This is a genomic window from Williamsia muralis NBRC 105860 (genome assembly GCF_001598915.1).
Lineage (GTDB): Bacteria > Actinomycetota > Actinomycetes > Mycobacteriales > Mycobacteriaceae > Williamsia > Williamsia muralis.
Genome location: NZ_BDAP01000014.1, coordinates 14,973 through 41,148, shown reverse-complemented (window position 1 = coordinate 41,148; position 26,176 = coordinate 14,973). Strand labels below are relative to the sequence as shown.

The following is a 26,176-nucleotide window of genomic DNA, read 5'->3' as shown; positions in this document are numbered from 1 at the left end:
TTACTGAAGCCCCCCGCTAACGCGGGGGGCTTCAGTGCTTTCTGGGTAGATCGACGTCGAGCAGGCTCCGTGGAGGCGGTCTTTGCTTAGATGAGTCCATGGCATCCCTGGTCACCGGTCCGTCGCTGGTCGAGTCTTATCTCCAGCACATCCACAGTTCGTGCTACGCCGGCGGGGGCGGCGAGCTGGCGGATTACATCCCAGAACTGGCCCAGGTGGACCCGAATCGGTTCGGGCTGTCCCTGGCGCTGCACGATGGCTACGTCTACTCGATCGCCGACGCGGATATCGGTTTCACCATCCAGTCGGTGTCGAAACCGCTCACGTACGCGCTTGCGTTGACCCACAAGGGTTTTGATGCAGTCGACGAACGAATCGGTGTCGAACCGTCCGGTGAAGCGTTCAACGAGATCAGCGTGGATTCTCGTCGACGGCCGAGGAATCCGATGATCAATGCCGGGGCCATCCTCTCCGCTTCTCTGCTTCTGGAGACTCAACCGGACGTGGACAAGGCGTTCACCGAACTACTCGAGTTCTACTCGGCGTGCGCAGGCAGGCAGCTCGCACTCGACGCCGACGTCTATGCGTCCGAGATGCGGACCGGCGCACGCAACAGGGCGATCGCCTACATGTTGCAGAGTTTCGGCATGCTCTGGGCCGCGCCCGAGGACGCAATCGATCTGTATTTCAGACAGTGCTCGTTGATCGTGACGACCGACGACCTCGCGACGATCGGGGGAACGCTTGCCAACGGCGGCGTCAATCCGCGTACGGGTCGGCGGGCAGTAGGGCAGGCGGTTGTCCAGCGGGTCCTGAGTGTGATGACCACCTGCGGAATGTACGACGGAGCCGGCGACTGGGTGACCACCGTCGGACTTCCTGCGAAAAGCGGTGTCGGGGGCGGAATCATGGCTGTCCTGCCCGGACAGTTGGGGATCGGTGTCTACTCGCCTCTGCTCGATGAGCACGGCAACAGCGTCAGGGGAGTGAGCGCGTGCAAGCGTTTGTCGTCCGACCTCGGTCTGCACATGTTCAACGTCGCTCGGGAGAGTCGGGTGACCATCCGGTCGTTCTATTCGGCACGCGAGATCGACATCGTGTCCGACAGGTCCGACCATGAACGGCGATATCTGAACGGGCAACGAGATCGCATCCGGATATACGAGCTCCAGGGTGACCTGACCTTCTCGGGCACGGAGAGCGTACTGAGGCGTCTGCGTGCTGCAGTCGCGGAGTTCGATGTCGCCATCCTGGACATGAGCCGCGTCGATCACGTGGACCAGGTATCCCGCTCGATGTTCTCCGGTGCCAGCGAGAACATCAACGGAGCCGCACGGACGGCAGTGATCGTCGATCCCGATGGAGTCGTGGTCCGGCGCAATGCGCACGTCGCCGAGCCGAGTCCTGGCGCGGAGTATGTGGTGACCACGATGAGAGAGGCAATCACGCGAGCGGAGGATTTCCTGCTGAAGGTCGCGGTCGACCGTACCTAGATGGTCGCATCCCCGGAATCGTGCAGAGACAGCAACGTGAGCGCCGCGAGAGTCTGCCCATCGCAGATCTGGCCGGCTCTCACCGCTGTCCGGACCTCGGCGACCGTCCACCATCGCGCGTCCATGTCCTGCTCTTCGTGCTCTCGTGCGGCTTCTCCCGTGTGTAAGCCCTCGGCGAGAAACACCACTTGCCGCTGACTGCTGAATCCTGGCGCCACGTCCAACACACCGATCTGGGTGAGACTGTCGGCCACCAGACCTGTCTCTTCCGCCAGCTCGCGAACAGCCAGATCCGGCGGCGGAACGTGTGCTCGATCGGGTGCGGTGCCCGCGGGGAACTCCCAACGTCGCGCCCCCACCGCGTACCGGAATTGTTCGACGAGAAAAAGCCGGTCGCCGTCCCGTGGGATCACCACAACGCCTGTCGGCTTGTCGACAACGCTGTAGATCCCGGGACTCCCGTCGGCTCGGAGTATCTGATCCTCTCTCAACGACATCCATGGGTTGGCATAGATCTCCGAGGAGGAGACTCGTTTGATCGACACAAGGACCACAATATGGCCGACCCCGGCACGGCGTGGAGGACGTGCGCTCGTGCGCGCCTAAGGTGGACGTCGTGCGTCTAGTTATCGCGACATGCCAGGTGGACTATGTGGGCCGGTTGACAGCCCATCTGCCGATGGCCCGTCGACTCCTGCTGATCAAATCCGACGGCTCGGTGAGCATCCATGCCGACGACCGTGCGTACAAGCCACTCAACTGGATGAGCCCACCGTGCTGGCTGGTGGAGGAAGATCCCGCCACCTCTGAAGGGCCGCGGCTGTGGGTGGTGACCAACAAAGCCGGTGAAGAGCTCCGGATCACCATCACCGACATCGAGCACGATTCCAGTCATGAACTGGGTGTCGACCCTGGTCTGGTGAAGGATGGCGTTGAGGCGCACCTGCAGGAGCTTCTGGCTGAGCATGTGGAGACGCTCGGCAGCGGGTACTCCCTGGTGCGGCGCGAGTACATGACCGCGATCGGGCCGGTCGATCTGCTGTGCCGGGACGCCGACGGTGTGTCGGTGGCAGTGGAGATCAAACGCCGCGGGGAAATCGATGGCGTCGAACAACTGACCCGCTATCTGGAGCTGATGAATCGCGACCCTCTACTGGCTCCCGTGCAAGGGGTGTTCGCTGCCCAGCAGATCAAGCCGCAAGCGCGGACGCTGGCAACCGATCGCGGAATACGCTGCGTCACACTCGATTACGACAAACTCCGGGGGACCGAGAGTACCGAGTTCCGGCTGTTCTAGGACGGGCGCAACGGTGCTGGAGCGGATCGAACCCGGGCCTGACGGCACCGACTATTACGTGCGGCCCATCTCCGGGCAACGTGCGGTCAAGGACTATCGCTGCCCACACTGCAGTCAGGTGATCTTCGTGGGAACACCCCATGTGGTCGCGTGGCCGGTCGACGACTATGGCGGGCCAGATCGCATCGATGACCGCCGCCATTGGCACACCGGATGCTGGCGCAGACGCATCCACAGGCGGCGTCCAACCAGGTGAAGAGGAGTGGTCGGGAAAGTCACCTTGGCCCGACCTCGTCAGCCGTCGCGGTGATCAGCGGTAGGAGGCGCTGACCGTGTCGTTGTCGGCGGCCGCGGCCTCGTCTGTGTCGCCATCGTGCTCGGCTGCGTCGGTGGTGTCCGCGGGCACTTCCGAATCCCGTTCGCCGGCAGCTTTATTCGGTTGATCGAGCCGCGCGTTCTCGGACAGGTCCTTGTTGAGCAGGCCCTTGGTGTCCGGGTCGAGTAGTTCGGGCTCGTTCTCGACCTCGGCGAGTAGCTGTGGCACATCGTCGAGCTGACTTCGCACCTCGGCGAGTTGCGCCAGCATGCGAGCGCGCAGTGTTCGGATCTGCTCGGTGACTTCCTGTGCCCGAGTGATCCTTTCGGTGGCCGCCGAGGCCGCGCGTTGTCGGGTGCTCTCCGCTTCTGCTCGCGCGGTGTCCAAACGCTCTTTCGCCTCGGCCTTGCTGGTGGCTTCGAGCTGCTTCGCCTGCTCCAGGGCTTCCTTGCGGCGGGCGGCCATCGTGGTGTCGAAATCTTCTTGGATGCGCTCGCGATTGCTCTGCGCCCGGGCATCGAGTTCCTCGGCCTTGGCTTTGGCGTCGGCGAGGATGCGCGCCGACTCCTCGTGCGCGGCATGCATGGTCGACTCGTGCTCGGCGTTCATCGCCTCGCGACGCTCGTTCATCTCCTGCGTCTGCCTGGCAATCTCCTGGCGGTGCTCTTCGGCTTCTTGCCTGGCTATCGAGAGAGTCTCTGCCGCTTCGGCTTCCGATCGTGCCCGGATCTCCGACGCCTCGTCGGACGCAAGTCGCAACATGCTTGAGACGCGCTCGCTCATGCCCTGCACCGTGGTCGGGGGTACCGAGAGCTTGTTCACCTCACGGCGGAGCTCTTCGATCTCCTCGCGCGCGAGTTCCAAGTTGTCGGCGAGTTCGCGCGCATTCGCGGTGGCAGCGTCACGATCTGCGGCTATGACTCGCATCTCGGCGTCGAAACGACGAAAGAAGTCGATGACCTGATCACGGTCGTAACCGCGCATGACCGTGGCAAAAGGCAGTCCGGACGCAGATGTGGCCTCGTGAGATGGCATGGCCGCAATTTTACGCTGCACGGGCGCCAAAGCGGTTCAAGCCGGTGGACAGCATGAACTGTGTTACCGCACTGCAACGCTGGGCTACTGCCGGCCAGGCGCACCAGCCGTGAAGGTGAAGAACGGGGCCGACTCAGTGAGCGGCTGCAGGCTCCACCAGTTCGAGGAGGACACCACCGGCGTCCTTGGGATGGATGAAGTTGATGCGGGAGTTCGCGGTGCCGCGACGGGGTGCGTCGTAGAGCACCCGCAACCCGTTGGCGACGAGCCGCCGGGTGACCTCTTCGACATCGGTGACGCGCACGGCCATCTGCTGCAAACCCGGGCCGTTACGGTCGATGAACTTGGCGATGGTGGACGTCTCGTCGATGGGGGAGAGCAGCTGGATCAGAGCGTGCGACTTCTCGGCGCCTGCAGGCCCGACCATCGCTTCGACGACGCCCTGGGCTTCGTTCGTCTCCTCGTGCAGGCACACCAGGCCCAGGTTGTCGAGATACCAGGCCTTGGCCGCCTCGAGGTCGGGGACGGCGATACCTACGTGGTCGATCGCGGTGACCAGTTCGCCGATGGATGTCAGTACCGCTGACTGGGGGTTCTGTTCCGGAGCACTCATGGTCTAAAGGTAGCGTTGTGAGTGGTTGCGCCACCATTCAGCCAGCTTTGACGAGAGGTCAGAAGTAGATGTCGACATCGGTAATAGTATCCGGAGCCCGCACCCCGATCGGACGATTGATGGGTTCGCTCAAGGATTTCAGCGCAGTGGACCTGGGCGCGATCGCCATCCGCGGCGCCCTGGAAAAGGCCAAGGTTCCTGCCTCCGAGGTCGAGTACGTGATCATGGGTCAGGTACTGGGTGCCGGAGCCGGGCAGATGCCCGCCAAGCAGACGGCCGTCAAAGCCGGTATCGGCTGGGACGTCCCGGCCCTCTCCATCAACAAGATGTGCCTGTCGGGCATCGACGCGATCGCACTGGCCGATCAACTGATCCGCGCCGGTGAGTTCGATTGCGTGGTGGCCGGTGGCCAGGAGTCGATGACCCAGGCGCCGCACATCCTCCCGGGTAGCCGTGGTGGGTTCAAGTACGGCAACACCGAGCTGGTCGACCACATGGCTTTCGACGGCCTCCACGATCCGTTCACCGATCAGCCGATGGGCGCGCTGACCGAGCAGCAGAACGACGTCGAGTCGTTCACCCGTGAACAGCAGGACGCTTACGCGGCAGAATCCCACCAGCGTGCGGCCGCGGCCTGGAAGAACGGCCTCTTCGCCGACGAGGTGGTCCCGGTGAGCATCCCGCAGCGCAAGGGCGATCCGATCGAGTTCGCCGAGGACGAGGGCATTCGCGCGGACACCACCGCAGATTCGCTCGCTCGGTTGCGTCCGGCGTTCCGTAAGGACGGCACGATCACCGCAGGCAACTCGTCGCAGATCTCGGACGGTGCCGCGGCGGTCGTGGTGATGAGCAAAGACAAGGCAACCGAGCTGGGACTGGAGTGGCTGGCCGAGATCGGGCCCCACGGCGTGGTCGCCGGACCGGATTCCACGCTGCAGCACCAGCCGTCGCGGGCCATCCTGAAAGCCTGTAAGCGTGCCGGCATCGAACCTGCCGACCTCGATCTCGTCGAGATCAACGAGGCGTTCGCCGCAGTGGGCCTGGCGGCCACCGCCGAGCTGGGGCTCAGTGACGACAAGGTCAACGTCAACGGCGGTGCGATCGCCTTCGGTCACCCGATCGGTGTGTCCGGCGCACGGATCACCCTGCACCTTGCCTTCGAACTGGCCCGCCGCGGCGGCGGCACCGGGGTCGCAGCGCTCTGCGGAGCCGGCGGCCAGGGCGACGCGCTGATCATCAAGGTGCCCGCGAAATGATCTCCACCGACCTCACCGCAAAGATTTTCCGTGTCGTCGCCATCGCAGAGGCCGTGACCTGGCTGGCCCTGCTGGTCGCGATGTTCTTCAAATGGGTCCTCGGCCACGAAGAGGCGGTCGCCATTCCGGGCATGACGCACGGGGCGGTCTTCGTGGCCTACATCGTGGTCGCCTTGTTCACCGCATGGCGCCTGCGGTGGAGCCTGGTCACGACCGGGCTGGCCCTCGTTGCGAGCATCCCGCCGTTCGGAACCCTGATCTTCGAGATCTGGGCGAAGCGGAACGGGCATCTCGACGGGACCGACGCCCCGACCCGGGCCGCCACCTCCTGACAACGCATACCGCCGCCACCGCGCACGCGTCACGTGCCGTGCGCGTGGCGGTGTCCGGCATCTTCGCCCTCAACGGTCTGTTGGCATCGATGTGGGTCGCCCACATCCCGGTGATCCAGGACCGGACGGGCGTCGACAACGCGACTCTCGGCGGGCTGTTGCTGGTGTTGGGCGCATCAGCGTTTGTCGGCATGCAGCTGCTCGGACCGCTGATCGACCGTTTCGGCTCGCGAGGACCCACTGTGATCAGCGCGATCGCGTTGGCTGTTGCGATCGTTCTGCCAGGGCTGGCCACCGGACCGATCACCCTCGCCGCGGCAATGGTGATGTTCGGATTCTGCAATGGTGCCCTCGATGTCTCCATGAACACGCAGGCCGTGCTCATCGAACGGATCTACGGCCGCCCGATCATGTCCTCGATCCACGGGTTCTTCTCGATCGGCGGACTGATCGGCTCAGGGGTGGTTGCCGCCACCCTGGCAGTGGACGTGCCCCTGCTGGCCACGTTGGGGACTTGCTGTGCACTCGCGATCTGTTGCGCTCTGCTGTTGTCGAACACCCTGATCACCGGCTACGCCGACGAAGAGCCAGGCGAACCCGGCGAGACAGGTGACGCCGCCGCCTCACGGCGGCCGTGGGGAAGGATCGCCCTGCTGGCCGCGGTTGCTTTCGGTCTGATGCTGGCCGAAGGAACCGCCTACGACTGGAGTGCGCTGTACCTGGTGGAACGATACGACCAGCCCGAGGCCATCGGAGCAATCGCGTTCGGCGCGTTCAGCGCCACGATGGTGGTCGGGCGGTTCTCGGCGGACACGGTGAGTGCGCGGCTGGGGCCGGTTGCGGTGGTGCGCCTGGGGTCTGCGATCGCCATGGTCGGTATGACGTTGGTGATCTGTTCGCCGACACCGGTGCTCAGTGTCATCGGATGGGCGATCTTCGGCCTCGGAGTGGCAGGCGGGGTGCCGCAGCTGTTCACCGCAGCCGGCAACATCTCCAGCCGTTCCAGCGGCCAGACCATCTCACTGGTTGTCGGGTGCGGGTACGTCGGAATGCTGGCCGGACCCGCGGTGATCGGTCCGGTGAGCAGTTGGTTCTCTCTCGGCACCGCACTCTGGATCGCTGCAGCCGGCATGGCGTTCGCGTTCGTGGCGGCGCCGGTGGTCCGACCGAGTGCCGGTGACGCCGGGTCTGCGCAGAAACCTGCGTCCGCTGCTGGCGAACGCGGGCGGACCGGGGCACCACACGGTCTCTGACCGTGCCAGACTGGACGGGTGAGCAGACCGCAACCACGTCAACAGGCTGCTGCCCGAGCTGCAGCGGCGATGTCCGGGGCAGTGGACCTGTCCGTTCTCAAAGAGCGGGCCGATGCCCAACGCGCACAACCCAACCGGCCGGCGACGCCGCCCGCGTCGGGCCCGCCCACCTCGGCGTCACCAGCTCCGGCAGGCGGCGCCTTTCCTGCCGTCTATGACGTCACCGAAGCCGACTTCGAGTCCGATGTCGTCGCACGTTCGGAACAGGTGCTGGTACTCGTCGATCTCTGGGCAACCTGGTGTGGGCCGTGCAAACAACTCTCACCGACGCTCGAAGCGCTTGCCCAGCAGTCAGGGGGCAAGTGGGTGCTGGCCAAGGTCGACGTGGACGCCAACCCCCGCATCGCGCAGCTGTTCGGGGTCCAGTCGATCCCGACCGTGGTGGCAATCGCCGGTGGCCAGCCCGTGTCGGCATTCGCCGGCGCACAGCCGGCCGCCCAGATCCAGGGTTGGGTCGACGACATCCTGGCCAAGTACGAACACACCTTTACCGGAGCTCCGGCTGACGACTCCGATGAGCCGCAGCCCGAACCGGTCGATCCACGGATGGCCGCGGCCGAAGACAAGCTGAACAGTGGCGACATCGACGGTGCGCTCGCCGACTACAAGGACATCGCGGCGTCCGAACCCGACAACGTCGAGGCCGCATCGCTTGTCCGCAACCTCGAGTTCGTAGCGAGGGCACAAAGCCACGATCCCGCGTCGCTCACGGACCTCGAGGCCGATGACGTCGATGGCCACCTGGCGGCCGCGGATGTCGAACTGTTGAATCAGCAGCCGGAGGCAGCCTTCGACCGCATCGTTGCGGTGATCGCGAAGACCGGTGGCGACGAACGGACCAGGGCAAGGACCCGACTATTGGAACTGTTCGAGCTGTTCGACCCGGCGGAACCGTTTGTGGTCGCGGCCCGGCGCAAGCTGGCAACCGCGCTGTACTGACCGACCCTGTACTGACCGACCCCGCACCGACCGACCCCTGACGGCCGATGCAGTAACGACCTGTCGAGACCTACGGGTCGTAGCGGGCGCAGCCCTTCTCGTCACCGAAGTAACCGGCCGAGAAGGCCGCGATCCGTGAGAACCCGCTCGGCAACGACCGACCGGCCACATCGCTGGCGACCGCGCCACTCACGAGCAGGCCCGACACCAATTCGTCGAGGTCACCTCCGCGCAGCGTGAACGTGCCGGAGTCCGCTGTCGATCGTGCCCACCGGCCGGTGAAACAGGCAGCCCGGGCGGCGGTCACCGGCTGGTCCAGCACTTGGCCTCGCGCGCGCTGTGTCGCAAGTGAATATCGGGAGGCGACAAGCGAATACGCACTGAAGTCCCCACCGATGAAGCTCGGCAGCGCAGACGGTCCGCTGGTTCCGTTGGTCGCGATCAGGGCTAGTTCATCGGGGTCCATCGAGACGGTGTTGGTGTCCGGGCAGAACGCGACAGGCAGCGCGGCCTGTTGGTCGGACGTTCCGCTGCACGGTTGCTCGATGCGGTCGGTGAGCACCGACGGCCGGGCGGTGTCCGGCAGGTCGAAGAACGCCTCGACCGACTGCACCACCGACTCCAGGCCGGCTTCGGTGAACGGGGAGGTGTCGATGGCCCCGGCATTGTCGAATCTCGGTGGCATCTGGTCACGCAGGTCGTCGATCGTCAGTTCGGTGATCGCTGCGCACGTCGCCGGTCCAGACCGAAAACCCTTTTCGAACGCGAGGGCCCGCTCGAAGGCGGTGCCGTGATCCGACCGGCCCCGGCGGCTGTCGCGTGCGGAGATCAGCGCGGCCACTGCGGTGTTGAGCCCGTCCCCGGTGTTGATCTGAAGGAACTCGCCGTTGCCTTCGGCGATCCATCGGATGAAGTTCCCGGAGAGACAGTCGGCCTGCTGCTCGCTGACGATGGGCGAGGTGTCCTTGTCGAAACCGCCGATCATCTGGATGTAGTGGCCGTATTCGTGCGCGATCACCGTGACAGGCGCCATCGGACCGAATGCGTCCGCCAAAGCAGGCATCAGAACTCCGCGGTCCCAACCGATCTCGTCGCGCGTGGGGCAGAAGGCCGCATTGACCTGACCGAAGGTCGGCTCGTTGCAGAACAGCACCGACCGGCTCTGGGGAGACTCGGCATCCCACGAGACGAAGGACAGGCCGGTTTTGAAACTCGTTTTGAAGGCGGGCTCGAATGCCTGCTTCCAATACGTCTCCAGGTCCGCCAGCGCTGCACCCATCAGGTCGTCGATCTCACCATCGTCGCCCCCACGGATGTCGAGCGCCGTGTCCGCCGCGTCATCACGGAGTCCGTTGGGCCCATCTGAGACGGGAAGCCCGGCGACGGTGAACGGGTCGGAGTACGCCGACACCGCTTCACCACTGACCACCTGACGCTCGTCGCGCGTCGCGCACGCCGACACGAGCATCAGACAGGCCCCCACCAGCGCACCGATCAGAACCGGCGTTCGCCGGGAGCTATGGGCCACGACCAAACTCTAGCCGCGCCGATCCGTGCTAGTCGGTGGTGGCTGCCGGAGTGAGCCAGATGGCACCGTTCGCCGGAAGCGTCAGGCGAGCACAGGCCGGCCGGCCATGCCACGATTCCTCCTCGGCGATGACCTGCCCGAGGTTGCCTTCCCCGCTGCCGGCGTAGGACGGCGCATCGGTGTTCAGCACTTCGTCCCACGATCCCGTCAGCGGTAGTCCCACCCGGTAGTCGGTGCGAGTGGTGCCGGAGAAGTTGAATACGCAGGCCATCACCGAACCGTCGGATCCCCACCGCAGGAAACTGATGATGTTGCCCGCGGTGTCGTTGGCGTCGATCCAGGAATAGCCGTTCGGCGTGATGTCCTGGCTGTAGAGAGCAGGGTGACGTTTGTAGACGCTGTTGAGGTCGGAGACCAGCGACTGGACTCCGCTGTGCAGCTCACCTTCCCAGCCCTCGAGTTGCTCCCAGGACAGGCTGCGCTCCTCCGACCACTCAGGGGTCTGTGCGAACTCCTGACCCATGAACAACAGTTGCTTGCCCGGGTGAGCCCACATGTACGCGAGCAGCGCGCGGACCCCCGCCGCCTTGGTCCTGGAATCTCCCGGCATCCGCGACCACAGCGTGCCTTTGCCGTGCACCACCTCATCGTGGCTGATCGGCAACACGAAGTTCTCGCTCCACGCGTACATCAGCGAGAAGGTGATCTCGTGGTGATGGAAGCTGCGATGGATCTGGTCACGCCCGAGGAACCCGAGCGTGTCGTGCATCCATCCCATGTTCCACTTCATCGAGAAGCCGAGGCCTCCGAGGTTGGTGGTGCGGGTGACGCCCGGCCACGAGGTGGACTCCTCGGCGACCGTGACCACCCCGGGGTGATGCTTGTGGACGGTCGCGTTCATCTCCTGGATGAACTGCACGGCCTCGAGGTTCTCGCGGCCGCCGTGGATGTTCGGCGTCCAGCCCCCTTCGGGCCTGGAGTAGTCGAGGTACAACATCGATGCGACGGCGTCCACCCGTAAGCCGTCGATGTGGAACTGGTCGAACCAGTAGAGCGCGTTCGCGACCAGGAAGTTACGGACCTCGTTGCGTCCGAAGTCGAACACGTACGTGCCCCAGTCGAGCTGTTCGCCTCGCTGAGGGTCGCCGTGCTCGTAGAGCGCGGTCCCGTCGAAGCGGGCCAGCGCCCAGGCATCCTTCGGGAAGTGGGCGGGCACCCAGTCCACGATCACGCCGATCCCGAGCGAATGCAGGTGGTCGACGAAGAACCGGAAATCGTCAGGACTTCCGAAACGTGACGTGGGGGCGTAGTAGGAGGTGACCTGGTAACCCCATGAACCGCCGAACGGGTGCTCCGACACGGGCAGCAACTCGACGTGTGTGAAGCCGAGTTCGACGACGTAGTCACCGAGTTGTTCGGCCAGCTCACGGTAGGTGAGACCTTGTCTCCACGAGCCCAGATGGACCTCGTAGACGCTCATCGGTTCGATGGTGGCGTCGGACTCTTCACGCTGGGCAACCCATGTGTCGTCCGACCATTCGAACGACGTCTCGGGGATGACAGATGCGGTCTTGGGCGGGATCTCGGTGGCGCGGGCCATGGGGTCGGCCTTTTCGCGCACCACCCCGTCATTGCCGGTGATCCGGTACTTGTAGGTGGTACCCGGTCCGATGTCGGGGATGAACACCTCCCATACCCCGCTGGAACCGAGGGACCGCATCGGCGCCGTGTGACCACGCCAGCCGTCGTAGCTCCCGATCACGGTGACGCCCTGGGCATTGGGTGCCCACACGGCGAAACTCGTCCCGGTCACCTCGCCGTCAGGTGTGGAGTACACACGTGATTGCGGTCCGAGGATCTCCCAGAGCCGCTCGTGGCGGCCTTCGGTGAAGAGATGAATGTCGAGTTCGCCGAGACTCGGCAGGAATCGGTACCCATCGGCGACCACGAACTCCCGGTCCGCCACACCCGATTCGTCCGCGGGATAGCTCACCCGGTATCGGTAGTCGATCAGGTCGGTCAGCGGCACGGCCGCGACGAACAATCCCGATTCCTGGTGTGTCAGTGGGTAATCGACTCCACCGATCACGGCGCTCACCGACACGGCATCGGGTTTGAGCGTGCGCAGGATGGTGTGGTCACCGGCCGGATGTGCGCCCAGTAGACCGTGCGGATTGTGATGTGTACCCGACAGCAATCGATGCAGATCACCCTCGGTCACAGCTGCGTCGGGGGCCTCGGAGGCGGCGGCGCTCATGACGGAGTCCGGAACGACAGGGCCGCGCGGGCCTCTTCGGGCATGGGGGGCAACGCGACCACGTGGGCCACCTGACGCCAGGGTTCGAGCCGAACATAGTTGGCCTGACCCCAGTGGAAGTTCTCGCCGGTCACCTCGTCGACTCCGCTGAAGCGGTCCTGCCAGTCATAGCCGAGTGAGGGCATGTCCAGCCACAGGGTGGATTCTTCTGCTCCATAAGGATTGATGTTCACCACGACAACCACCGTATCCCCGGTTTTCGGATCGAACTTCGAATATGCGATCAGTGCATCGTTGTCCACGTGGTGGAACTTGAGGTACCGCAGCTGTTGGAGCGCCGGGTGCCGCCGGCGGATCTCGTTGAGCGAGCGAAGCCAGTTCTCCAAAGATTCGCCCCGGCTCGCAGCACCTTTGTAATCCCGTGGCCGGAGCTGATACTTCTCCGAATCCAGGTATTCCTCGCTGCCCTCGCGTACCGCCTGGCCCTCATACAACTCGTAGCCGCTGTACACGCCCCACGTCGGCGACAGCGTTGCCGCCAGCGCGGCACGTAACGCGAACATCCCGGGGCCGCCGTGCTGCAGACTTTCGTGCAGGATGTCGGGCGTGTTGACAAAGAGGTTGGGGCGGGCGACGTCGGCGTTCTCGGCCAACTCGTTGCCGAACTCGGTCAACTCCCACTTGGCCGTCCGCCACGTGAAGTAGGTGTAGGACTGCGTGAACCCGAGTTTCGCCAGGCCGTAGAGGCGGGCGGGCCGGGTGAATGCCTCGGCCAGGAACAGCACGTCGGGGTCGCGCTTCTTCACCTCGATGATCAGCCACTCCCAGAAGTCTGGTGGCTTGGTGTGAGGGTTGTCGACCCGGAAGATCTTGACGCCCTGGGCAACCCAGTGCAACACCACCTTGAGGACGCCTCTGAATATCCCGTTGCGGTCGTCGTCGAAGTTCAGGGGGTAGATGTCCTGATACTTCTTGGGTGGGTTCTCGGCGTAGCGAATGCTGCCGTCGGGTTCGATCGTGAACCAGTCGGGGTGCTCGGTGGTCCACGGATGGTCCGGAGCGCATTGCAACGCCAGGTCGAGAGCCACCTCCATGCCGAGCTCCTCGGCGCGGTGGCGGAAGTAGTGGAAGTCGTCGAGAGACCCGAGGCGGGGATGGATGGCGTCGTGGCCACCGTCTGCAGACCCGATGGCCCACGGGGAACCGACATCCTCTGGTCCGGCGGTGACGGAGTTGTTCGGTCCCTTACGATTCACCTCTCCGATCGGGTGGATCGGGGGCAGGTAGACCACATCGAACCCCATGTCGGCGATGCGGGGAAGGTCCTCGGCCGCAGTCAGGAACGTGCCGTGAACCGGATGTCCCTCGTTGTCCCATCCGCCGGTGGAACGAGGGAACAACTCGTACCAGGACCCGAACAGTGCCCTGGTGCGGTCCACCCAGACCCGGTGGGTGCGGCTCTTGGTGATCAATTCCCGAACGGGGTGATCGGTGAGCAATTGAGCTACTTCGGCCGAGAGTGCCGGGCCGACACGATCGGGCAGAGCGGCATTGCCATCACGCAAGGATGCCGATGCGCCCGCGACGACGTCGCGATCACTCGGGGGGACGAGGTCGAGGGCTCGGTCCAGGAGGCGAGCCCCGCGCTCGATGTCGTTGGCAAGCTCCGCACTTCCCTGACCGGCGGCGAGCTTCTTGTCCATCGCGTCGCGCCAGGTGGTGAACGGATCACTCCATGCGTCGATGCGGTACGTCCAATATCCGATGCTGGTCGGACTGAAGACGGCGTTGAAGGTATCTGGTTCTGCTGCCGGGACCATCCGGACGTCGACGGTGCCGCCGCGGGCGGGACCTTCCACGTGCAGAGTGGCCGCCACCGCGTCATGGCCTTCGCGCCAGACTGTTGCGGTGACTGGAAAAGTCTCTCCGACAACCGCTTTCGCGGCAAACTGTCCGGAAGAGACTACCGGGGCAATGTCATCGATCCCGATGCGCCCTATCAATGAGTCCGCCACCTTTCGAGAGTGTTGTCGCCCAACGCTGTCATGTCGTCGCGTGCACCACCACCGTAGGCGACCCGGGCCCGATCGGCTCGGGCTCGGACACCCTCACCCGGCGCCGGCGCCCTGCAATCGGGTCAGTGCACCCCGTACCAGCTGGGCATCGGTGGTCCGCCAGAAAGGTGGTAACGACGCGAGTAGGTAGTTTCCATAGCGTGCCGTCGCCAAACGTGAGTCGAGCACGGCCACCACTCCTCGGTCGGACGTCGACCGGAGTAGACGGCCCGTACCCTGCGCCATCAGCAACGCCGCGTGGGTGGCAGCGATGGCCATGAAGCCGTTGCCTCCTCGGGCCGCGACCGCACGCTGGCGCGCCATCAGCAGGGGATCGTCCGGTCGTGGGAAGGGGATCCGGTCGATGAGGACGAGGTTGAGTGACGGGCCTGGCACGTCCACTCCCTGCCACAACGAGAGAGTGCCGAATAGACAGGTCTTCTCGTCGGCGGCGAACTCTTTCACCAGCGCCCCCGTCGCGCCGTCGCCTTGGCAGAGGACCGGGAGCTCGATCCGGGTGCGGACGGCCTCGGCCGCCTCTTTGGCGGCGCGCATCGAAGAGAACAGCCCGAGCGTGCGGCCGCCTGCGGCGGTGATCAACTCCACCATCTCGTCGAGCGTGCGGGCGGAGATGCCGTCGCGGCCCGGTGCGGGCAGATGTTTTGCGACATACAGAATTGCGGCCTTCTGATGGTCGAAGGGGGAGCCGACGTCGAGCCCGTTCCACCGCATCTTCTTCTCGTCGGACGGCGGCGGTTTGCCGATTGCGGTGATGCTTTGCGCAGATTTGGTTGCCTCGGAGTCGACGTCGGATCCGGCATCGCCGCTGCGGTGTGGCGGCAATCCCCAGCCGGCCGCCAAGCCGTCGAATGAACCGCCGACGGTCAGTGTGGCCGATGTCAGGATCACTGTCGCCTTGGCGAACAGTGAGGCACGCAGCAGCCCGCCGACCGACAGGGGGGCCACCCTGAGCACGCGTTTGCGTTCACCTCGCACCAGGTCGTCCCCGACCCAGACGACGTCCAGGCGGCGCGATTCGTCGGGATCGTCGAACGCGGCCAGAATCCGCACGGCGGTGTCGTGCATCTCTTCCAGAGAGGTGAGCGCGGCCGAGCGGGCGGCACTGGCGTCGGCGTCCACCTCGCCACTTCGTTTGGCGGGCCCGATGGCGGTGTGCGCCTTCCACAGACGGTCACGCAACGACGCGAGCGCCAGCGGCGCGCCGTCGGGGAGCCCGCTCCATCTGCCGGGCTCGAGCTGTTCGAGGAGGGACTCGATCAACTCGCCGCTACCCTCGATGTCGTCGGCGATCTCCTGGTCGATCAACTTCCCGCAGCGCCGGGCCACACCTGCGATGGAGGTGCCCGAGATCTCTGCGGTGGCCACAGCTGTTATCCGGTCGGCGAGTTCGTGGGCCTCGTCGACCACCACCACGTCGTGGTCGGGCAGGATCGTGGCCTGGCTCATCGCGTCGATGGCCAGCAGCGCGTGGTTGGTCACAACGAGATCGGCCGCGCCTGCCTTCGCCTTGGCCTTCTCGGCAAAGCAGTCGGCCCCGTACGAGCAATTGGTTGCTCCCAGGCACTCTCTCGCGCTGACGCTGACCTGTCGCCAGGCCCGGTCCGATACGCCGGGCTCGAGGTCGTCGCGGTCACCGGTATCGGTATCCGACGACCATTCGCGCACCCGGGTGACCTCGCGTCCCATCCGAGATGCGGTGAAAGCGTCGAAGAGTTCCCCGTCGGGTTCCTCGATGGTTCCGGCATGGATCTTGTTGAGGCACAGATAGTTTCCTCGGCCCTTGAGGATGGCGAACTCTGGTGCGCGGCCGAGGGGTTTGGTGAGCGCTTTTGCGGTGCGCGGGAGATCGCGGTCGACGAGCTGGCGTTGCAAGGCGATGGTCGCAGTCGACACCACCACCGTGTGCCCGGTGTCCACGGCATGGCGCAGCGACGGCACCAGGTAGGCGAGGGACTTACCGGTTCCGGTGCCGGCCTGGACGGCCAGATGTTCCCCGGTGTCGATCGAATGTGCCACGGCCGAAGCCATTTTGAGCTGACCATCGCGTTTGGCGCCGCCAAGCGCCTGCACCGCGGAGGCGAGCAGTTCGGGTACCTCGGGTATGGACGTCACCGTGATCGTCCACGGCGGCTCAGGTCTGTGTCATGCCACCAGATCATGCGGGACGGTCCGCCGCGGACACACCGGTGATCACGCCGATGCCGGCCTCGGTCATCCGGGCAACGGCTGTCTTGGTGGTGTCCGGGCTGACTCCGGCGGTATAGCGCAACAACACCCGTGTGGTGAATCCGGACGCCTGTGCGTCGAGCGCGGTCGCCACCACGCAGTGGTCGGTGGTCAGTCCCACGATGTCGACGGCGTTGATCTGCTTGTCTCTCAACCAGTCCGCCAATCCGGCACCGGAATCGTCGAATCCCTCGAACCCGGAGTACGCCGCGCTGTATTCACCCTTGCTGAACACGGCATCGAGTGTGTCGGTGGCAAGCGAGGGGTGGAAGTCCACTCCCGGTGTCCCCTTGACACAGTGCGGTGGCCAGCTGTCGACGAAGTCGGGGGTGTCGGAGAAGTGGTCGCCGGGGTCGATGTGATGGTCGCGGGTGGCCACGATCGCGTGGTATCCGTGGTCGCGGCTGATGTAAGCGGTCACGGCTGCGGCGACGGCACCGCCGCCTTTGACGGCAAGAGATCCGCCTTCACAGAAATCGTTCTGCACGTCGACGATGAGCAAGGCGGTGCGGATGGGTTCGCTCACATCATTCCCCTCACGGTGCGATGAATCGGGTCGGGATGGCGGGATCCCCATGCGAGAGTCCCAAACCTTCCCACGGAAGCGAGACCAGGCCTGCGGCGAGGTGGTCACGCGATTGGGTCAGTGACGGTAGGCCTTCCACCGGTTTGCCGCCCCTGACGAGTGGGATCTGAAGGGGGCGGGCGGGCAGGTCGAGAGTCGGTTCAGAGCCACCGCTCGGGTAGATGACCTCCTCGACGATGGTGCCGGACTGTTTGGCGGTACGGACAGCGGTCTTGGCCCCGCCACGAGATTCCTTGTGACTGGCGCGTTTTGCGACCGGGAGTCCGTCGACCTCCACGAGCTTGTAGACCATACCTGCTGTCGGTGCACCGGATCCGGTGACCAGTGACGTGCCCACCCCGTAGACGTCGACCGGTTCGGCGCGTAGCGAAGCGATCGCGTATTCGTCGAGGTCTCCCGATACCACGATGCGTGTGCCGGTGGCACCTAGGTCGTCGAGTTGCTTGCGGACCTGGCGGGCGAGCACCCCGAGGTCGCCGGAGTCGATACGGACGCCACCGAGCTGGGGCCCGGCGACCTCGATGGCGTTGGCGACACCCTGCGTGATGTCGTATGTGTCCACCAGCAAGGTGGTGCCGACACCGAGTTTGGCGATCTGGGCCGCGAAGGCGGTCTTCTCGTCGGGTCCGTCCGCGGTGGTGTGCACCAGGGTGAACGAGTGTGCGCTGGTGCCGGCGCTCGGTACACCGTGGCGGTGGGCGGCTTCGAGGTTCGACGTGGCCGAGAGCCCGGCCAGGTACGCGGCTCGCGACGCGGCGACGGCCGCCTCCTCGTGGGTGCGTCGTGACCCCATCTCGATGATGGGTCGTGACCCTGCCGCGGTGACCATCCGGGCCGCAGCCGACGCGATGGCGCTGTCGTGGTTGAGCACGGACAACGCCAACGTCTCGAGCATGACGGCTTCGGCGAACGTGCCGCGGACGGTGAGGATGGGCGAGCCGGGGAAGTAGAGCTCGCCCTCGGCGTATCCGTCGATGTCTCCGGAGAACCGATAGTCGGCGAGCCACGAGAGCGTCTCGTCGTCGAGGAACTTCTCGACCACCGCAAGCTGTTCGGGTCCGAAGGTGAAGTTGGTGAGCTGGTCGATCAGACGGCCGGTACCTGCGACGACGCCGTAACGACGCCCATCGGGCAGCCGCCGCGCGAAAACCTCGAAGGTGCACGTCCGATGGGCGCTCTGGTCGGCGAGTGCTGCGGCGACCATGGTGAGCTCATATTGATCGGTCAGCAGCGCTGTGTTCGAAGCGGTCACTATCGGTACCCTAGGGCCATGCGCGGACAGATGATGACCGCACCGCACCACTTCGGCCCTGTGTCGGCAGCGGGCGACGGTCAGCACGAGGCTACCCCGTCGAGTACCGCCGTCGCCGAACGTGACCAGGCAGTTGATCGGCCTTGGGTGACCATCGTGTGGGACGACCCGGTGAACCTGATGCGATACGTCACGTACGTGTTCCAGAAGCTGTTCGGATACAGCGAGACACGGGCGGCGGAGCTGATGATGCAGGTGCACACCGAGGGCAAGGCGGTCGTGTCGACCGGTGACCGCGACAAGGTCGAATTGGATGTCCAGAAGCTCCACGCGGCAGGTCTGTGGGCCACGATGCAGCGGGACAGCTGAGCCGCGTGCGCAATTGGAAGCGGCGTGGTTCCGGCGAACGGCTCCGGATCACCACTGAACTGGACTCTCACGAGTCGGATCTGATCGCGTCTCTGGTCACGTCGATGACCGAGTTGCTCGACGAACGGCAGTCCACGGCACCGTCCGACGAACTCACCGATCTCACCGGGATCGAGGCAGGACACTCCGAACCGCCGTCAGACGTGACGCTGGGGCGCCTGTTCCCAGATTTCCATCGACCCGACCAAGACGAGTCGACGTCGGTGGACGCGGTCACCGGCGATCTGAACGGCGCCCTGCGCAGTCTGCACGAGCCGCACATCATCTCGGCGAAACAACAAGCGGCACAAGCAGTCCTGGACTCGTTGCCCGACGGCGGCGGACCGGTGTCGCTCACCGAGGCCGAGGCCGATCAGTGGCTCGCGGCGATCAACGACGTACGGCTCGCGCTCGGTGCGATGATCGGGATCAGCGAGTCGACTCCCGATCAGTTGCCCGAGGGTGATCCGATGGCTGCTCACCTCGACGTCTACCACTGGCTGACGGTTGTCCAGGAACTTCTTGTCGTCGCCCTGATCGGGAAATGATCTCGATGCCGGCCCGAACGTGAGGAACAAGCCATGATTCCGGGGCCGACCGACTCGATCGCCGACGTGCGCGGCGTACGAGTCGGACATCACCATCGGGTCAACGACGAGGTCAGCGTGGCCACCGAGGATCAGGCAGGCGAGGGCTGGGCCACGGGCACCACCGTCGTGCTGCTGCCGGACGGTGCAGTCGCGGCCGTCGATGTACGCGGCGGGGGGCCCGGCACTCGCGAAACCGACCTCCTCGATCCCACCAACACGGTGCAGCAAGCCCATGCCGTGGTCCTCACGGGCGGGAGCGCCTACGGTCTCGCCGCTGCCGACGGGGTGATGACCTTCCTGGAGGAGCAGGGCACGGGTCTGGTCATGGACACCCGCGGTTCGGTGGTCCCGATCGTTCCCGCCGCGGTGATCTTCGACCTCGCGGTGGGTGACTGGTCGGCGCGGCCGGATCGCGAGTTCGGGGAGCGGGCGGCCGCAGCGGCGAGCACCGATGTGACATCCGGTTCGGTGGGCGCAGGAGCCGGGGCGCGGGCCGGCGAACTGAAAGGTGGCGTCGGATCGGCGAGTGTCAGGATCACCAACGGGCCGGCCACGGGCATCACGGTGGCGGCGCTGGTGGTTGCGAATCCGGTCGGTGCAGTGATCGATCCGTCCACCGGTGTGCCCTGGGGTGCGGGTCCCTCAGAACTCGACTACTACGGGCTGCGTCCTCCCGCAATCGAGGAGATTGCTCAACTACGTTCGCTCACAACCAAATCGACGGCACTGAACACCACGATCGGGGTGATCGCCACCGATGCCGCTCTGGACCCGGCATCGGCCACACGGGTTGCGATGACAGCGCACGACGGTCTGGCACGAGCCATTCGGCCGGCGCACTCGCCGCTTGACGGGGACACATTGTTCGCTGTTGCCACCGGCGCGGTGACACCCACCCCGGGGGAGGGCGAGGCACCGGCGATCCCGATGGGGATGAACCAGCAAGCTGCCCTTGTAGCGGTGATCGGGGAAGCGGCGGCCACTGCCGTTCAGCGGGCCATCGTCAAGGCTGTCCTGTCGGCTGATCCGGTTGCCGGAATACCGTCCTACCGCCAGACGTTGCCTTCAGCATTTGCACTTCGGTGACGGGTGCGTGACAACGGAGGTGGGTGTGCTCAACATCAGTCGATCGCTGGTGGACCAGATGGTGGCGCACGCCCGCGCCGACCATCCCGACGAGGCATGCGGGGTGATCGCCGGACCGGAGGGTTCGGACCGGCCCGAGCGGTTCATCGCGATGACAAACGCCGAGCGCAGCCCGACGTTCTACCGCTTCGACTCCGGGGAGCAGCTCAAGGTGTGGCGTGAGATGGATCGGGCCGACGAAGAGCCTGTGGTGATCTACCACTCGCACACCGCGACGGAGGCCTATCCGAGCCGAACCGACATCTCGTTCGCATCCGAACCGAACGCCCACTACGTGCTCATCTCCACCCGCGACGCCGACAGCGAGGAGATCCGCAGCTACCGGATCGTTGACGGCTCGGCCACCGAAGAACAGATCACGATCGACGACCACTAGTCGTGTGCCACGACGCACACCACAGCTCGGCCACACAGAAGGAGTTCGCCATGGCAGTAACCGTTTCCATCCCGACAATCCTGCGTACGTACACCGACGGCAACAAGCGGGTCGAGTCCAATGGGGCGACGCTCGGTGAGTTGATCGACAACCTCGATGCCAGCCACGAGGGGCTCAAGGACCGGCTGATCGCGTCCGGCAAACTCCACCGCTTTGTCAACGTCTACGTCAACGACGAGGACGTTCGTTTCTCCGGCGGCCTGGACACCTCCGTTGCGGACGGCGATGAGGTCACCATCCTGCCCGCGGTCGCCGGCGGCTGACCGTACCTCGATGACCCGTTACGAATCGCTGATCGACTCTGTCGGTGGTACCCCGCTCATCGGGCTGCAACGGCTGTCGCCGCGCTGGCACGCCGATGACAGCGGGCCGGCGATCCGGCTGTGGGCCAAGCTGGAGGACCGGAACCCGACCGGGTCGATCAAGGATCGACCGGCGCTGCGCATGATCGAGCAGGCCGAGACCGACGGCGCCCTCAAGCCGGGGGACACCATCCTGGAACCGACCAGCGGCAACACCGGCATCTCGCTCGCGATGGCCGCAAAACTCAAGGGCTACAAGCTCATCTGCGTGATGCCCGAGAACACGTCGATCGAACGACGTCAGCTGCTGACCATGTTCGGGGCGGAGATCATCTCCTCACCCGCGGCCGGCGGGTCGAACAAGGCCGTGGCGATGGCGAAGGAACTCGCGGTGGACAACCCCGATTGGGTGATGCTCTACCAATACGGCAATCCTGCGAATGCGCTCGCGCACTACGAGGGCACCGGTCCCGAGATCGTCGCCGACCTGCCGGAAATCACCCATTTTGTTGCCGGACTCGGCACCACCGGCACTCTGATGGGTGTCGGACGGTACCTGCGCGAGGCCCGTCCAGAAGTCCAGATCGTGGCCGCCGAACCGCGTTACGGCGACGAGGTCTACGGACTTCGCAACATCGATGAGGGTTTTGTGCCCGAGTTGTACGACGAGACGATCCTGTCGATGCGGTATTCGGTCGACAGCCACAACGCCGTTCGCCGCGTCCGGGAGCTCATCGAGAGCGAAGGAATCTTTGCCGGCATCTCGACCGGAGCTATTCTGCACGCTGCCCTCGGCGTTGCGCGCAAGGCCGACAAGGCCGGTGAACGCGCAGACATCGCCTTTGTCGTGTGCGATGCCGGATGGAAGTATCTGTCGACGGGGGTGTACGAAGGTAGCCTCGACGAAGCAGGTGAAGGGCTCGAAGGCCATCTCTGGGCCTGATCATCGGACATCGATCGGAGACACATGACCGGATCACTCGGCCCGTACGGCGGTGCCGGTGGCGGACTCACGCCATCCGGGTCCGCCGAGGCCAAGCGAACCTCCTGGCCGTTGTGGCTGCGGTCCACGGTAGTCATCGTCGCGTTGACCGCCCTGCTGTACGTCGTCGAGGCGATCGACGCGGTGAGCGATCATGACCTGGACAGCGCGGGTATCGAGTCGCGTGAGACGGACGGTCTCTCGGGCATCGTGTTCTCGCCGTTCCTGCACGATGGGTGGGAACACCTGCTGGCCAACACGATTCCCGGGATGGTGCTCGGCTTCCTGGTTCTGATGGCCAAGCGGTTCATCGTCACCACACTCATCGTGTGGGTCGTGTCCGGTCTGGGCGTCTGGCTCTTCTCGCCGGCGGATGTCGTCACGGTCGGTGCCTCGGGCATCATCTTCGGCTGGCTCACCTACATCCTGGTTCGCGGCTTGTTCAACCGCGACATCTGGCAGATCTTGCTGGGCGTGGTGGTGTTCTTCGTCTACGGCGGTGTGCTGTGGGGTGTGGTCCCCACCGACGGCCGCGTCTCCTGGCAGGGCCATCTCTTCGGGGCGATCGGCGGAGTGCTGGCCGCGTGGTATCTCTCCGGGAAGGACCGTAAACGCGATCACGCCACCGCGCCGACTCCGTACGGCGCCAACGGCGTGGGCGCCAATGGTTTCGGGAACAATCGGGGCACAGCCCTGTGAGCGCGGATGTGGACGCGCCGATCGGCATCTTCGATTCGGGGGTGGGCGGTCTCACCGTGGCGCGTGCGGTGATCGACCAGCTGCCGTCCGAGAACATCATCTACATCGGCGACACCGCCAACGGCCCCTACGGGCCGTTGACCATTCCCCAGATCCGCGCTCATGCACTCGCCATCGGTGACGAGTTGGTCGATCGCGGTGTCAAGGCTCTTGTCATCGCCTGCAACACCGCATCGGCCGCCTGCCTGCGTGATGCTCGCGAGCGCTACCCCGTGCCCGTCATCGAGGTTGTGCTGCCCGCCGTTCGCCGTGCGGTGGCGGCAACGCGATCGGGCCGCATCGGTGTCATCGGCACCGAGGCCACCATCGCGTCTCGTGCCTATGAGGACTCTTTCGCCGCTGCCCAGAACGCGGTGATCACCTCGGTGCCCTGCCCACGCTTCGTAGACTTCGTCGAACGGGGGATCACCAGCGGTCGGCAGGTTCTCGGCCTCGCCCAGGGATACCTCGAGCCGCTGGCCCAGGCGGGAGTCGACACGGTGGTGCTCGGCTGCACGCACTACCCGATGCTGTCGGGTGTCATTCAGCTGGCCGTGGGTGACGAGGTCACCCTGGTCTCGAGCGCGGAAGAAACCGCCAAAGATGTGTTGCGGGTGCTGACATCCACCGACCTCTTGCGGCCACCCTCCGACGTGCCCGCCGACCGCGTTTTTCAGGCCACCGGTGATCCCGAGATGTTCGCCCGGCTGGCCACACGTTTCCTCGGCCCGGCCATCGGCGCAGTTCAACACGCCTGATCGACCGTCCGCCGACGGCAAGGTGAGCCGGCGTGGCAGCATGGCTGCATGCGTTTGACCGTGCTGGGTTGTTCGGGCAGTTTGGCGGGCCCGGATTCGCCGGCGTCCGGATATTTGCTGACGGTTCCTGGCGGCCAACCGGTGGTGATGGACTTCGGCCCCGGCGTCCTGGGTTCGTTGCAGCAGCATGCCGACCCCAACGAGGTCGCGGTGATGTTGAGCCATCTGCACGCCGACCATTGCCTTGATCTGCCCGGTCTGCTGGTGTGGCGCCGCTACAACCCGATTCCCGCCATCGGCAGGGGAACACTCATCGGACCTCCCGGAACAGCGGCCCGGATCGGCGCTGCATCATCGGAGTACCCGGGGAAGATCGACGACATCAGCGACACCTTCGAAGTGTCCACATGGACCGACCAGGAGGAGATCGAACTGGGCGGGATGAGGATCCTGGCCCGGAAGGTGAACCATCCACCTTCGACGTTCGGACTTCGGATCACTGGCCCAGGTGGCGAGGTACTGGCCTACAGCGGCGACACCGGCGTGTGCGATGAGCTCATCGAACTGGCCCAGGGCGCCGATGTGTTCCTCTGTGAGGCGTCGTGGACCCACGATCCGCAGAACAGGCCGCCGAACCTGCATTTGTCCGGCAGGGAGGCAGGCGAGGCCGCGGCCAAGGCCGGCGTCAAGAGCCTTGCCCTGACCCATCTTCCACCGTGGACGTGGCCCGACGACATGCTTGCCGAGGCCCGCGAGGTGTACGACGGCCCGATCCGCGTTGTGCGTCGCGACGAGCAGATCGATATCGGCTGACGAACTGCCGGGATGCCCGGACGAGATATCGGGCACCCGCCCACGGTGCCAGGTGGTGTCGATAGGGTGTCGGTGTGAGTAGACGCGCTGATGGCCGAGTAGACGACGAACTGCGGAAGGTCACCATCACCCGCGGATTCACCAACCACCCCGCCGGATCTGTGTTGGTGGAATTCGGACAGACCCGGGTAATGTGTACGGCCAGCGTCACCGAGGGCGTCCCGCGGTGGCGGCGCGGCTCGGGACTGGGCTGGCTGACCGCGGAGTACGCGATGTTGCCCGCTGCCACCCACGATCGGTCCGACCGCGAGTCGGTCAAGGGCAAGGTCGGCGGACGCACCCAGGAGATCAGTCGCCTGATCGGCCGGTCGCTGCGTGCATGTATCGACCTGGCGGCGTTGGGGGAGAACACCATTGCCCTCGACTGTGATGTGCTCCAGGCCGACGGCGGCACCCGCACCGCAGCGATCACAGGCGCGTACGTCGCGCTCTGCGACGCGGTCACCTATCTCAACGCCGCGGGCAAGCTGGCCGACCCCCAACCGATCTCGTGCGCGATCGCCGCGGTGAGTGTCGGCGTGGTGGATGGCCGGGTGCGGATCGACCTTCCGTACGAAGAGGATTCGCGCGCCGAGGTGGACATGAACGTGGTCGCCACCGACACCGGCACCCTCGTCGAGATCCAGGGCACGGGCGAAGGTGCGACCTTCCCGCGATCGACCCTCGACCGCCTTCTCGACATGGCGATGCTCGGTACCGAGAAGATCTTCGAGGTCCAGCGCGAGGCTCTGGCCCTGCCGTACCCCGGCACGTTGCCCGAACCCGAGGTGTCCGGCAAGCGCAAGGCTTTCGGTAGCTGATGGCTCAGCGTCTCCTGGTCGCCAGCCGCAACAGCAAGAAGCTCGCCGAACTCAGACGAGTCCTCGAGCGTGCGGGCATCAGCGGTCTGGAGGTCGTCGGTCTGGACGAGGTGCCTGAGTACGACGAGGCACCCGAGACCGGCGCCACGTTCGAAGAGAATGCCCTCGCCAAGGCTCGGGACGGGTTTGCCGCCACCGGATTGGCCTGCATCGCAGACGATTCGGGCATCGAGGTGGATGCCCTGCGCGGTATGCCCGGCGTGTTGTCCGCCCGGTGGTCGGGGCGCCACGGCGACGACGAGGCGAACACGTCACTGCTGCTCGGCCAGATGCGCGACGTACCCGCCGAGCGCCGAGGGGGGGCCTTTGTCTCCGCGTGCGCACTGGTGACGGCTACCGGGGAGGTGGTGGTCCGCGGCGAATGGCGTGGCCGCATCATCGATGCGCCTCTGGGCGACAACGGTTTCGGCTATGACCCCGTTTTTGTACCCGATGACGAGGCGGCGGACGGACGGACAGCGGCCGAGCTGTCTGCATCCGAGAAGGACGCGCTCAGTCACCGCGGTCGTGCACTGACACAACTCGTGCCCGCTCTGCAGGAACTGGCACGGAGCTAGCCGCTCCT

General features: G+C 65.3%; 27 protein-coding genes. 18 read left to right on the top strand and 9 right to left on the bottom strand.

Going from position 1 to position 26,176, the window contains the following annotated elements:
* Positions 1-98: 98 nt before the first annotated feature.
* Entirely contained in the window at positions 99-1,493 is a 1,395-nt protein-coding gene (gene glsA, locus WIMU1_RS25510; RefSeq protein ID WP_062801283.1) for a glutaminase A, read from the top strand.
* Here glsA and WIMU1_RS25505 read toward each other — a convergent pair.
* Complete coding sequence (locus WIMU1_RS25505; RefSeq protein ID WP_503827257.1) at positions 1,490-2,038, bottom strand: NUDIX domain-containing protein; 549 nt, start codon at positions 2,036-2,038, stop codon at positions 1,490-1,492. The genes glsA and WIMU1_RS25505 overlap by 4 nt on opposite strands.
* 71 nt (positions 2,039-2,109) lie before the next feature.
* On the opposite strand from WIMU1_RS25505, the gene nucS reads away from it, so the two are divergent.
* Both nucS and WIMU1_RS26805 read left to right on the top strand, forming a co-directional pair.
* Positions 2,110-2,790, top strand: coding sequence for an endonuclease NucS (gene nucS / locus WIMU1_RS25500; RefSeq protein WP_062801296.1), 681 nt, complete (start codon positions 2,110-2,112; stop codon positions 2,788-2,790).
* Positions 2,791-2,803: 13 nt separating this feature from the next.
* Positions 2,804-3,046: an Rv1322 family protein gene (locus WIMU1_RS26805; RefSeq protein ID WP_189339403.1), complete on the top strand. Its 243-nt coding sequence runs from the start codon at positions 2,804-2,806 to the stop codon at positions 3,044-3,046.
* 54 nt (positions 3,047-3,100) lie between these two features.
* Here WIMU1_RS26805 and WIMU1_RS25495 read toward each other — a convergent pair whose 3' ends face one another.
* Positions 3,101-4,141: a coiled-coil domain-containing protein gene (locus tag WIMU1_RS25495; protein ID WP_062801281.1), complete on the bottom strand. Its 1,041-nt coding sequence runs from the start codon at positions 4,139-4,141 to the stop codon at positions 3,101-3,103.
* A gap of 133 nt (positions 4,142-4,274) precedes the next feature.
* Positions 4,275-4,754: a methylmalonyl-CoA epimerase gene (gene mce / locus WIMU1_RS25490; protein ID WP_030163870.1), complete on the bottom strand. Its 480-nt coding sequence runs from the start codon at positions 4,752-4,754 to the stop codon at positions 4,275-4,277.
* Positions 4,755-4,822: 68 nt separating this feature from the next.
* Here mce and WIMU1_RS25485 point away from each other — a divergent pair, with 68 nt between their 5' ends.
* The 4 genes from WIMU1_RS25485 to trxA all read left to right on the top strand — a co-directional run bounded on the left by WIMU1_RS25485 (position 4,823) and on the right by trxA (position 8,594).
* Entirely contained in the window at positions 4,823-6,010 is a 1,188-nt protein-coding gene (locus tag WIMU1_RS25485; RefSeq protein ID WP_030163868.1) for an acetyl-CoA C-acetyltransferase, read from the top strand.
* Positions 6,007-6,342, top strand: a complete 336-nt coding sequence (locus tag WIMU1_RS25480) for a DUF3817 domain-containing protein (protein ID WP_062801279.1) — start codon at positions 6,007-6,009, stop codon at positions 6,340-6,342. Before WIMU1_RS25485 ends, WIMU1_RS25480 begins: the two co-directional genes overlap by 4 nt.
* An 89-nt stretch (positions 6,343-6,431) precedes the next feature.
* Positions 6,432-7,595, top strand: coding sequence for an MFS transporter (locus WIMU1_RS25475; protein ID WP_084248568.1), 1,164 nt, complete (start codon positions 6,432-6,434; stop codon positions 7,593-7,595).
* A gap of 69 nt (positions 7,596-7,664) precedes the next feature.
* Complete coding sequence (gene trxA, locus WIMU1_RS25470; protein ID WP_062801275.1) at positions 7,665-8,594, top strand: thioredoxin; 930 nt, start codon at positions 7,665-7,667, stop codon at positions 8,592-8,594.
* A 70-nt stretch (positions 8,595-8,664) separates the two neighbouring features.
* On the opposite strand, the gene WIMU1_RS25465 is transcribed toward trxA, so the two are convergent.
* The 6 genes from WIMU1_RS25465 to WIMU1_RS25440 form a co-directional block, all read right to left on the bottom strand.
* Positions 8,665-10,122, bottom strand: coding sequence for a neutral zinc metallopeptidase (locus WIMU1_RS25465; RefSeq protein ID WP_147431391.1), 1,458 nt, complete (start codon positions 10,120-10,122; stop codon positions 8,665-8,667).
* Between the two features lie 28 nt (positions 10,123-10,150).
* Positions 10,151-12,379, bottom strand: coding sequence for a 1,4-alpha-glucan branching protein GlgB (glgB, locus tag WIMU1_RS25460; protein WP_062801272.1), 2,229 nt, complete (start codon positions 12,377-12,379; stop codon positions 10,151-10,153).
* Positions 12,376-14,382: a maltotransferase domain-containing protein gene (locus WIMU1_RS25455; protein ID WP_062801294.1), complete on the bottom strand. Its 2,007-nt coding sequence runs from the start codon at positions 14,380-14,382 to the stop codon at positions 12,376-12,378. The genes glgB and WIMU1_RS25455 overlap by 4 nt, the downstream gene beginning before the upstream one ends.
* A 105-nt stretch (positions 14,383-14,487) precedes the next feature.
* Positions 14,488-16,566, bottom strand: a complete 2,079-nt coding sequence (locus tag WIMU1_RS25450; protein WP_062801270.1) for an ATP-dependent DNA helicase — start codon at positions 16,564-16,566, stop codon at positions 14,488-14,490.
* A gap of 43 nt (positions 16,567-16,609) precedes the next feature.
* Positions 16,610-17,206 (bottom strand): isochorismatase family protein, encoded by a 597-nt coding sequence (locus tag WIMU1_RS25445; RefSeq protein WP_245969053.1) that lies wholly within the window; start codon positions 17,204-17,206, stop codon positions 16,610-16,612.
* A 10-nt stretch (positions 17,207-17,216) separates the two neighbouring features.
* Positions 17,217-18,518 (bottom strand): nicotinate phosphoribosyltransferase, encoded by a 1,302-nt coding sequence (locus tag WIMU1_RS25440; RefSeq protein ID WP_062801268.1) that lies wholly within the window; start codon positions 18,516-18,518, stop codon positions 17,217-17,219.
* Positions 18,519-18,551: 33 nt separating this feature from the next.
* On the opposite strand from WIMU1_RS25440, the gene clpS reads away from it, so the two are divergent.
* From clpS to WIMU1_RS25385, 11 genes are all read left to right on the top strand, one after another.
* The gene (clpS, locus tag WIMU1_RS25435; RefSeq protein ID WP_099385040.1) at positions 18,552-18,887 is read left to right on the top strand and encodes an ATP-dependent Clp protease adapter ClpS; all 336 of its coding nucleotides are present in this window, start codon (positions 18,552-18,554) and stop codon (positions 18,885-18,887) included.
* Positions 18,888-18,892: 5 nt separating this feature from the next.
* On the top strand, positions 18,893-19,474 hold the full coding sequence (gene aosR, locus WIMU1_RS25430; protein ID WP_062801291.1) for an oxidative stress transcriptional regulator AosR: 582 nt from the start codon (positions 18,893-18,895) through the stop codon (positions 19,472-19,474).
* A gap of 33 nt (positions 19,475-19,507) precedes the next feature.
* Positions 19,508-20,602, top strand: coding sequence for a P1 family peptidase (locus WIMU1_RS25425; RefSeq protein ID WP_062801267.1), 1,095 nt, complete (start codon positions 19,508-19,510; stop codon positions 20,600-20,602).
* A gap of 25 nt (positions 20,603-20,627) precedes the next feature.
* Positions 20,628-21,038, top strand: a complete 411-nt coding sequence (locus WIMU1_RS25420) for a M67 family metallopeptidase (protein WP_062801289.1) — start codon at positions 20,628-20,630, stop codon at positions 21,036-21,038.
* A gap of 50 nt (positions 21,039-21,088) precedes the next feature.
* Positions 21,089-21,361 (top strand): MoaD/ThiS family protein, encoded by a 273-nt coding sequence (locus WIMU1_RS25415; RefSeq protein WP_062801287.1) that lies wholly within the window; start codon positions 21,089-21,091, stop codon positions 21,359-21,361.
* A 10-nt stretch (positions 21,362-21,371) separates the two neighbouring features.
* Positions 21,372-22,343, top strand: a complete 972-nt coding sequence (locus WIMU1_RS25410; RefSeq protein WP_062801265.1) for a PLP-dependent cysteine synthase family protein — start codon at positions 21,372-21,374, stop codon at positions 22,341-22,343.
* Between the two features lie 24 nt (positions 22,344-22,367).
* Positions 22,368-23,081 (top strand): rhomboid family intramembrane serine protease, encoded by a 714-nt coding sequence (locus tag WIMU1_RS25405; protein WP_084248566.1) that lies wholly within the window; start codon positions 22,368-22,370, stop codon positions 23,079-23,081.
* A complete protein-coding gene (gene murI / locus WIMU1_RS25400) occupies positions 23,078-23,878 on the top strand; it encodes a glutamate racemase (RefSeq protein ID WP_062801263.1) in 801 nt (266 codons plus the stop codon). Before WIMU1_RS25405 ends, murI begins: the two co-directional genes overlap by 4 nt.
* A gap of 48 nt (positions 23,879-23,926) precedes the next feature.
* Positions 23,927-24,691, top strand: a complete 765-nt coding sequence (locus WIMU1_RS25395; protein WP_062801262.1) for a cyclic nucleotide-degrading phosphodiesterase — start codon at positions 23,927-23,929, stop codon at positions 24,689-24,691.
* 74 nt (positions 24,692-24,765) lie between these two features.
* On the top strand, positions 24,766-25,551 hold the full coding sequence (rph, locus tag WIMU1_RS25390) for a ribonuclease PH (RefSeq protein WP_030163832.1): 786 nt from the start codon (positions 24,766-24,768) through the stop codon (positions 25,549-25,551).
* Positions 25,551-26,168 carry a non-canonical purine NTP pyrophosphatase gene (locus WIMU1_RS25385; RefSeq protein ID WP_062801260.1) on the top strand — a complete coding sequence of 206 codons (618 nt, stop codon included), beginning with the start codon at positions 25,551-25,553 and terminating at the stop codon, positions 26,166-26,168. The genes rph and WIMU1_RS25385 overlap by 1 nt, the downstream gene beginning before the upstream one ends.
* Positions 26,169-26,176: the final 8 nt, after the last annotated feature.